We start from the raw sequence: 3,475 nt of genomic DNA, 5'->3' as shown, positions 1-3,475 counted from the left end.
GCGCCACGGTGCCGGCCCCCGGATGCCTCGTCGCTCTCCTGGTGCCTATCGTCGCCGTGCTGATCGCCGCCCTGGTGCTCATGGTCATGCACCACCGCCAGCAGCGTGCGAATGAACGAAACGAGTCAGAAGCCCTGAACAGGACCGCAGCCCTGGCCCGGTCGTACGCGCGTGACGTGATGGCGGTCTCGCCATATCCTCCTGGCCAGGAAGCCGTGCGCGGCATCGGCCAACGGCACGACGGCAGGCTTACCTCCTACGCACGGTCGGAAGGCCAGCTGGCCACCACCGTCCGCTTCTTCGGGGAGTACGAGGACACCACCATGTTCGGCACCTCATACTCACGGGCCTATCGCTGCTATTCCATCGTGTTTCGTGAGGACGCCGCGGGCGATCCGCAGGAGGAGGCAACCCGGCTTGAGAAGTGCGATGCCGACTGAGCGCGCGGCCAGTGCCGGGCACCACCGCGGACGCCCACGCCTGGCGCGCATCCGGGCTGAGCCGGCACTGCGAGGGTGTGACCGTGCTGGGCGACGGTGCCTATCTCAATCCTCCGCGACTGCCGCCAGCGCGGCGACGGCCTCCATCACGCAGTCCAGGCCGTCGCCCACATGCACAACCTCGCCATCGCCTCATGAGCAAACAACCCCGATCACGGGCTCCGATCTGCCCGAACACGGGCTTGTGCAACACGCTTTAAGAGTTGTCCCGTAAGCGGAGGTCCGCGGTTGGGGGCTTCAGAGGAAGATCAGCGGGACGCCCTTCTCGACGCAAGGCCGCAGGACGCCAGCCAGTCGGTTGGCGTCCTCGATGTGCTGCCGGAGGAGTTGGTCGCCGTCCTCTCGTGCCCACTGGTCGGCGATGGTCTCCAGCCGGACCAGTATCGACACGCACTCGTCAGGCGAAAGGTCGTCACCGCCGGCATCCGGATGATCGAGGAGTGGCTCCAGAGCGGTGGACACCTCACTCCACGGTCGCTCGCCGCCGAAGCCTCGCATCTCGGAGAGGACGAACCCCTCGGTCTCGGCCAGACGCTGCCGGAACGCGGCAAAGCTACTGTAGGACCAGGAGACATCCGGACTGCTGTTGTCACCGTCGCCCGGGAAAAGAACCAGCCCCATGTGCCCTCCCTGCTTGCCGAGGACCCAGAAGATGATCTTGGCGTGACTGCACTCACACCCTGAGACGCCTCAAGAGCGCCGGGTCGGTCCTGAAATCGGCTCGTGCCCGACATCGCCAGCCCACCCCGGGCCGTCTCCTTGCACTTCGCGATCACGCGGACGGATCCTGCTGACTCGTAGGGCCCGGCGGGTAGCGTGGCCGTTGCCTTAACGGAGTTTCGCGGATACCAATAAGGACAATCCCGACCGTCAGGTCCGACTGTCGTTCCTCGGGTAGTTGCGCGACGTCGGTCCGGGCGTGTTCACGCCGCCCGCTCCGAGATATCGGCCGCGATGCGCAGACAGCCGCCGCGGCGACGCCAACGATCCCGCTGTCTGGCGCTTGCTCGGAGCGTCGTGGTCGGACCGCTGTGGGGTCTTACAAGATCTCGACGGTCCCGGGCGGAACCGGTCCCTCGCCCGCGTAGGTGGCGCTCAGCGGCGCCGACGGCGCGTCGTCCTCGGCGAGCGTCAAGCTGGGCCAGGGCCTGGCGAGGGTGGCGTCGTCCAGGGTGATGCCGAGGTGGTCCAATACGAGGGCCACCGCGGGCGCCATCCCGGCATCCTCGCCATCGTGTGCGGCGAGCGCCGCTTCCACCCGGTCCCACCAGGGGCCGAACGGTTCGGACCGGGTGTGCTCCATGCCGGGCTCGAAGTACTCGACGCACTCGCCATCACGCCAGTACTGGAAGACGTCGATTCCCTCGGTCGTCGCCAGGCTGTACGTCTCGGTGCCCCGAGACAACGCCGCGAGCGATTCCCCCTCAAAGCCGATGCCACCGTCCTCCTCGACGCAGAAGGCCCATTCACCGATCCTCCCGGACCGCAGCAGGGAGACCGTCCCATCGCCGGAGTCGCCCGAGACCAGCTCCGAGGCCGCGTCCCAGTCGAGCAGGTGTGCCTGGTCCGGGTCGGCCCCGTACCGGGTGAAGACCTGCTCTGGGCTCAGGCCGCGGGTAAAGGTGACGCACATCCAGGCCACTGCCCAGCGGAGCGAGCCATGTCCGCGTCTGACTTCATGTCTTGCCTCCGTCGTTCACCTCGGTACCGCTTGCCGGGCTGCCTGATGGCCGCGGAGGTTATTGCAGCAGAAGTGTTAAGGCCCCAGCCCAGGTGTCGGGCGATCGCCCGGTGCGAGTGGCCCTGCGTGAGCAGCTCGTCGTGGACTTGGGCCGCGGCCGATCACCTGACGCTCTCCTGGCAGGCCGCGTACGGGCTGCACCGTGACAGCGGGGCCAACGGCCTGCCGGAAGTCACTCCGAACGCGGATCGGCCGCCAACCAAAGCTGACGACCAATCACGAAAGATCGAGGTCAGAAGCCCTTGACGCTCCACTTGAGCACGTCGGACGCAGTGGGACCAATGAACTGCCACAGGGTGAGGTAGACGCCCTTGCCCAGGGAACCGCCCTTGGGGGTGACGGCCTTGCCGTGGCTGTTGCTGATGGTGCCGTTGTACGGGAAGAATTTCTGGGACTCAGCAGCGGAATTGCAGGTCCACAGTGTGAGGAGCGCCCCGTCGGTCGAGGACGCGTCGCCCTGAGGGGTAAGGCACTTCCCACTCACCTTGTGGACAAGGCGACCGTTCTGAAAGGCCCACCTCTGGCTCTCGGCTCCCGTGCAGTTCCAGACGGTCACGATGGTGCCGTTGGCAGTGCCTTCGCCCTGGGGCGTGGCGCATACGAATCCTGGCTCCGTGAAGTTGGACATCCATCCCCAGCCGCCGACCTCCTTGCCGGCGTCCGGGTCGATCGAAAAGACGACGCGACGCCCCACTCCCGACGTTGCCAGCGCTTCGTTGAGCCCCCACAGCCGGCCCGCCTGGGGCGCCCAGGACAGCCCCTGAGTCAGGCTCGGTGCCTGCGTGAGAACGTGCGGGGCCTGACCGGGCTGAGCCACATGGATGCACGAGTAGCCGGCGGACCACGTTTCGGGGCAGTCACCGCTCATGTAGAGATTGGTGCCGTCGGACGCGATCCCCTGCACCTTGAACACCGGTGTCGTATAGCCGGCGACTGCGTTGGCGGGCTGGGGGAGAGCCGCGCTCAGCGGCCCCAGGGGCCACCGGTAGATCCTGCCGCCCGCGCCACCGAGGTGCTCCGCCGAAATGAGGTGCTGGCTCTGGCCGTCGATACTCAGACTGCTCAGGCAGATCTTGTTGTCATTGCTGGGGCCGCAGGCACGCGGATCGGTGGTGATGTCCGCGGTCTTGTAGCGGGCGACCATGGGCAGAGCCCAGCGATGGTAGCGAGCTGAGGCGACTCCACCGCTGATTCCGGTGGAGCCGCTTTCGGTAGTACCCATCCTCCAAAGGTG

The 3,475-nt window shown here is 66.9% G+C and carries 4 protein-coding genes and 1 pseudogene; 2 read left to right on the top strand and 3 right to left on the bottom strand.

Annotation, left to right across the window (positions count from 1 at the left end):
• Together ACFTZL_RS42855 and ACFTZL_RS42850 are read left to right on the top strand one after the other, a co-directional pair.
• Nucleotides 1-440: hypothetical protein (locus ACFTZL_RS42855; protein WP_382595425.1), on the top strand; the 440-nt coding region annotated here is incomplete at its 5' end.
• Nucleotides 440-638, top strand: a pseudogene (locus ACFTZL_RS42850) (IS5/IS1182 family transposase); the annotation flags it as partial. The gene ACFTZL_RS42855 and the pseudogene ACFTZL_RS42850, both read left to right, overlap by 1 nt.
• Nucleotides 639-737: 99 nt before the next feature.
• On the opposite strand, the gene ACFTZL_RS42845 reads toward ACFTZL_RS42850, so the two are convergent.
• From ACFTZL_RS42845 to ACFTZL_RS42835, 3 genes are all read right to left on the bottom strand, one after another.
• Nucleotides 738-1,121, bottom strand: coding sequence for a hypothetical protein (locus tag ACFTZL_RS42845; RefSeq protein ID WP_382595422.1), 384 nt, complete (start codon nucleotides 1,119-1,121; stop codon nucleotides 738-740).
• Nucleotides 1,122-1,539: 418 nt separating this feature from the next.
• Nucleotides 1,540-2,133, bottom strand: a complete 594-nt coding sequence (locus ACFTZL_RS42840) for a DUF6461 domain-containing protein (protein ID WP_382595419.1) — start codon at nucleotides 2,131-2,133, stop codon at nucleotides 1,540-1,542.
• Between the two features lie 340 nt (nucleotides 2,134-2,473).
• Nucleotides 2,474-3,385 carry an RICIN domain-containing protein gene (locus tag ACFTZL_RS42835; protein WP_382595416.1) on the bottom strand — a complete coding sequence of 304 codons (912 nt, stop codon included), beginning with the start codon at nucleotides 3,383-3,385 and terminating at the stop codon, nucleotides 2,474-2,476.
• Between the last annotated feature and the right edge of the window lie 90 nt (nucleotides 3,386-3,475).

This window comes from Streptomyces sp. NPDC056948 (assembly GCF_042674225.1).
Classification (GTDB): Bacteria; Actinomycetota; Actinomycetes; order Streptomycetales; family Streptomycetaceae; genus Streptomyces; species Streptomyces purpurascens.
Note: the sequence above shows the minus strand (reverse complement) of the source record. Positions and strands in the feature narration are given on the sequence as shown.

Bases quoted from the DNA above. Each gene is read 5' to 3' on its own strand.
- ACFTZL_RS42845 (WP_382595422.1), bottom strand. From the start codon at position 1,121: ATGGGGCTGGTTCTTTTCCCGGGCGACGGTGACAACAGCAGTCCGGAT.
- ACFTZL_RS42835 (WP_382595416.1), bottom strand. From the start codon at position 3,385: ATGGTCGCCCGCTACAAGACCGCGGACATCACCACCGATCCGCGTGCC.
- ACFTZL_RS42840 (WP_382595419.1), bottom strand. From the start codon at position 2,133: ATGTGCGTCACCTTTACCCGCGGCCTGAGCCCAGAGCAGGTCTTCACC.